We start from the raw sequence: 5,203 nt of genomic DNA, 5'->3' as shown, positions 1-5,203 counted from the left end.
CACGCCTCGCATCACCTCCGGCACATGAAGGATCGGATGCTCCCTGCGAAAAGCAATCGCCTGTTTTACAAACTGGAGCATTTTCTCATTCTTTTTTATGCCTTTCCAGTCGATCCATCCTACCTGATTATCCTGACAATAGGCATTATTGTTTCCGTTCTGGGAATTACAGAGCTCATCTCCACCGTAGATCATCGGAACGCCCTGACCAAGCAGTACCATAAGAAATGCATTTCGCAGCTGACGTTCTCTCAGCTGACGGATCTGCATCTTCCTGCTCGGGCCTTCCACCCCACAGTTCCAGGAATAGTTGTAGCTGCTTCCATCCTGATTGTTCTCCTGATTCGCCTCATTGTGTCTGTAATTATAAGTTACCATATCATTCAGCGTAAATCCGTCCTGACATGCCATATAATTGACCACTGCATACGCACCCGGATTTCTTCGTGTCCTGTAGGCAGCCGCGCCTACCATATCCTCATCACTCTTTAAGAAACAGCGCATATCCTGCAGAAATCCCGGATTATACTGTGCGATGCACTTTCCTGCCGGATTCTTCTTTCTGATAACCTGATCTTCATTGAAATCATGAAACATCAGCTTCGTATCGCTCAGAATTGCATCATGCATCAGGAGTTCTGTCGGAACGCCCTCTCCAAGAACATGGAATCCATCTACATGATAATAGAGTTTCCAGAACTGCAATGCACGCAGTGTTACTACAGGATTGCTCTCTTTCGGAAAGTACATTTCCATAATACAGGCGATTCCTGCCTGATGAAGCTTTTTGATCAATGTCTTAAATTCCTTCTCCGGATCATCTGTCGCACAGTAAGATCTCTTTGGGGCAAAATAATAGCCTGGTATATATCCCCAGAAATTCACACGTCCTTCTGTGCGTTTCTCGGAAACCATTCCTGCCGTTGTGGGATCACTGGCAATGCCACTCTCCATAAATTCATAAGCCGGCATCAGCTCAATCGTATTGATTCCCAGTTCCTTCCAGTATGGAATCATTTCTTCCAGTGCCTGGAATGTTCCTTTCACTCCTCTGATACTGCGGTTTGCCTTTGTATAGCCTCTTACATGCAGTTTATAAAGAACCATCTCGTAATAAGGAACCTGCGGATTTCTGTCATTTTCCCAGTCAAAAACTTCATTCTTCAGAAACCCACATCTTACTTTGTGAGGATCACTGTCTGCTGCCGCACCAAAACGCTCTCTTCCCAGGATTCTGTATGCACAGGGATCTGTATACACCTTTCCATCCACCATGAAATTATACTCATAATCCTCAGATTTAAAATCCGGAATAGCTAATGCATACATATTTCCTGTTCTGTTCTCTTCTGTAAAAGGAATCTCAACAAAAGGTTTTCTTGCTCTCTTCTTGTAGAGAACCAGAGATGCGTTGCTGCCCTCCGGTACTTCCAGTACAAAATTATATCCATCCGAAAGTTTATTTGCACCAGGCACCAGAGCCAGCCCCTTTTCTGTTTTTATCTTCCTGCGCTCAGCCATCTCTTTATCTCCTCCATATTTCTTTCTTATTGCTCTTCACCGCCGGATCTGGTTAATCTAAAGCAATTTTCAGTTCAATCGGGCAATGGTCAGATCCCATAATATCTGAATGAATATCAGCTCCCTCAAGTTTATCTTTTAACTGCGGAGAAGTGATAAAATAGTCAATTCTCCATCCTGCATTCTTCTCCCTTGCCTTAAATCTGTAAGACCACCAGGAATATCTGCCTTCCACATCCGGGTAAAAGTAGCGGAAAGTATCGATAAATCCGCTCTCAACCACCTTGTCAAAGCAGGCTCTCTCCTCATCTGTAAAGCCGGCATTCTTTCGGTTTGTCTTAGGGTTCTTAAGGTCGATTTCCTTATGTGCCACGTTGAAATCCCCGCAGCAGATCACCGGTTTGTTCTCCTGTAATTTCAGCAAATATGCTAGGAAATCCTCCTCCCAGTGCATACGGTATTCCAGTCTGCGCAGTTCACTCTGAGAGTTTGGTGTATATACAGTTACCAGATAAAAGTTCTCAAATTCCAGCGTGATCACACGTCCCTCTTTGTCATGCTCCTCAATTCCAATTCCATAAGCCACAGATAATGGCTCTTTCTTTGTAAAAACAGCAGTTCCTGAATATCCGCGTCTGTTAGCGTAATTCCAGTACTGGTAATATCCCGGAAGTTCCAGATCTACCTGTCCCTGCTGGCATTTCGTCTCCTGCAGGCAGAAAATATCTGCATCAAGGTCATTGAAACTCTCCACAAATCCTTTGCCAATGCAGGCACGGATTCCATTTACATTCCATGAGATTAATTTCATATTAAAATGATCTCCCCTGTCTCTTCATCATTTCTGTCTGACTGTTTCTTCTGCAGTCAGACTCTTTTATCATTATAGCACGTTTTGGCTCTGTAAAAAACACCTTTTTCTAATTCCGTGATCCCGGCAAATCCGTCTGCAATCTTGCATTTCCCCCGTATTTCTGCTACAATAAAACGATATCAAGGTGTCGGAAATATCGTAAGAATATTTCCTATCAGCAGACAAATAAACAAGAAAGAATGAGGAATATAAAATGAGTGACGAATTTACATTAGGCGGATGTAATCCAAGCGACTGCGCTTCCTGCGGAGGCGGATGCAGTTCTAACAGCGGCTGCGATCCAATTGAAAACCACAAAACCATCACCCTTACCATGGAAGATGATACAGAAATAGAATGTGCAGTACTTACTGTATTCCCTGTAGATGGCAAGGAATATATCGCACTTCTCCCGCTGGACGAGAACGGACAGAATCAGAGCGGTGAAGTTTATCTTTATACATTCGCACGTACAGAAAAAGGCGATCCGATGCTCTCTAATATTGAAAGTGATGAAGAATATGCAAAAGCTGCCGTTGCTTTTGATACCGTTCTTCAGAATGCCAAAGACCAGATGGGACAGATTGACTGATCTGTCATCGAATATCCTATAGACAGGTATTTATAATACCTGCTGTTAAAAATAAGAACCATCTCACTATATTATAAAATATAGTTTGATGATTCTTATTTTTTATACTCAAACTTTAATCCATTCTCACTTCAATAGTGTCTCTGCAATCATCCATTATATATCATACACACTGCGTACTTTCAGTCCATTCGGTGTTCCACTGAGGATCTTCACTCTGTACTCTCCTGCATTCATATCGAAATAGTTGTCTTCAAGGATCAGATCATCATTCTCATTCTGAATCTCCACACTCTTTGCATAGGCTTCTGCCTTCACAACGATCTCGTCTCCATCCACATTCACAGTCAGCTTCGGATCCAGATATCGGAAGTATTTTGGATAGGAGAAGATCACTGTTCCCTGAGAAATGATCTGCTCATTTTCCCATGCCTCATAACTTACATACTCATTAAAATAGTCAATCTCCGGAAGCTCTACTTTATCCAGCCATATACTGGAAAGTGCCGGAACCTGTACCCACTGTTCTTCCTGATGCAGAATTTCAGCTTTTGCATTGCGCACTGCATACCTCACCAGAACCTTATGCGGATTCAGAGTCTCATTTGTCACATTCAGATGAATGGATTTTTCAAACTCAAAATGCTGGCGGTTCATATCTGCCTCTGCAGTCATCCAGTTCTGTTCCTCACAGGAGAGCATTACAGGTGCAAAGAATCTCTTCGCATAATAATGAAGTGCTTTCCATCGTCCGTAGTAATCAATAGATGACCAGGAAATTACAGGCCAGCAGTCATTTAACTGCCAGTAGATTGCACCCATGCAGCGTCCACGGTTCCTACGGTAATGCTCGACCCCGTAACGGATTCCATCCGCCTGCAGAAGCTGGGACGCATAAACGAAATCGCTGAAATTCTCAGGATAACGATATGCTGCCTGCATGTATTTGGCGATTTTTCCATTTCCACCATAATTTCTCTGATGTTTCTCCATTACATAAGAAAATGGATTCAATTCTCTCGGATCATCTGTTACTGTCTCAAGCGTCTTTACAGACGGGAATGACTGGAAGCCAAACTCGGACGCATATCTGAAGAAATATTTTCGGTATTCTGAAAACGGCTTATTGCCGTGCCATACTTCCCAGTAATGTACATCTCCGCGATTTGGATCATTTGGCTCATCAAAGGAACCACCTGATGACGGGCTCGCCGGCCAGTAGAAAGTATCCGGGTCGTATTCGCTGAGTACTTCCGGAATAATGCGTTCATACATGAACAGATAGTCTCTCACTTCTGTTGGCTTAGTTACCCAGGTTCTCTGCTTTACAAACATTTCCATCTCATTATTTCCACACCACAATGCAAGGGATGCGTGATGGCGGAGACGCTTGATATTGTCAATAAATTCCTGACGGATGTTCGCCTCAAACTCCGGTGTCAGTTCATAAACAGAGCATGCAAACATAAAGTCCTGCCATACCATCAGGCCCAGCTCGTCACAGAGATCGAAGAACCAGTCTTCCGGATAATAGCCGCCTCCCCAGACACGTACTGTATTAAAGTTCGCTCTTTTACACTGAAGAAGCAGTTCTCTGGTACGCTCTCTGGATGTTCTCTGAAGCAGATTATCCTCAGGAATATAGTCCGCACCCATGGCAAATACCTGATAACCGTTTACTTCGTGGGCAAAGCTCTCACCCCACTGATCTTTCTCTACGTGCATGGTCAGCGTACGGAGACCGATTTTTCTGCACCAGGTGTCCACAATCTTGTCACCGGCTTTCAGGTCTACCTGTACCTGATATAACGGCTGTTCACCCAGTCCATTCGGCCACCAGAGCTGTGGATTCTCAATCTCAATTTCATCCGGACAGTCATCCCATGTCGTTTTCGTTCCATCCGGCGCAGTTACCGTTACCTGATATTCCAGTGCTTCTGTACCTTCATAATCATCTGATCCGCTTTCTTCCTCATCGACAGTCTCCACATCTACTTCCGGAACCAGCAGGACTTTTCCATCCTCATGTACCTGACGGATATAGACGCTGTCCAGTCTGGCTGTTTCGATTCCCAGAAGTGTTACAGGACGGAAGATTCCTCCATCCGGCAGACATGCACCCCAGTCCCAGCCACACATATAGTGGCCTTTGCGCAGATGCATAAATCCCTCAACAGTATCTTCAGTTCCTCTGTTCCTATATTTCTTAAATGCCTCTGCCATGTATTTCAGTGGAG

The 5,203-nt window shown here is 44.1% G+C and carries 4 protein-coding genes; 1 reads left to right on the top strand and 3 read right to left on the bottom strand.

Features of this window, described 5'->3' with window-relative positions:
• Both ACTNES_RS19265 and ACTNES_RS19260 read right to left on the bottom strand, forming a co-directional pair.
• Window positions 1-1,521, bottom strand: a 1,521-nt coding sequence (locus tag ACTNES_RS19265) for a Type II secretory pathway, pullulanase PulA and related glycosidase (protein WP_441040420.1), incomplete at its 3' end; no start/stop codon positions are given.
• Between the two features lie 52 nt (window positions 1,522-1,573).
• Window positions 1,574-2,332: an exodeoxyribonuclease III gene (locus ACTNES_RS19260; RefSeq protein WP_291804622.1), complete on the bottom strand. Its 759-nt coding sequence runs from the start codon at window positions 2,330-2,332 to the stop codon at window positions 1,574-1,576.
• 256 nt (window positions 2,333-2,588) lie between these two features.
• On the opposite strand from ACTNES_RS19260, the gene ACTNES_RS19255 reads away from it, so the two are divergent.
• Window positions 2,589-2,966, top strand: coding sequence for a DUF1292 domain-containing protein (locus ACTNES_RS19255; protein ID WP_291804620.1), 378 nt, complete (start codon window positions 2,589-2,591; stop codon window positions 2,964-2,966).
• Between the two features lie 156 nt (window positions 2,967-3,122).
• Here the strand turns inward: ACTNES_RS19255 and ACTNES_RS19250 are convergent.
• Window positions 3,123-5,203, bottom strand: a 2,081-nt coding sequence (locus tag ACTNES_RS19250) for a beta-mannosidase (protein ID WP_441040419.1), incomplete at its 5' end; no start/stop codon positions are given.

The organism is Blautia sp. HCP3S3_D9 (assembly GCF_052063845.1).
Lineage (GTDB): Bacteria > Bacillota > Clostridia > Lachnospirales > Lachnospiraceae > Blautia_A.
Note: the sequence above shows the minus strand (reverse complement) of the source record. Positions and strands in the feature narration are given on the sequence as shown.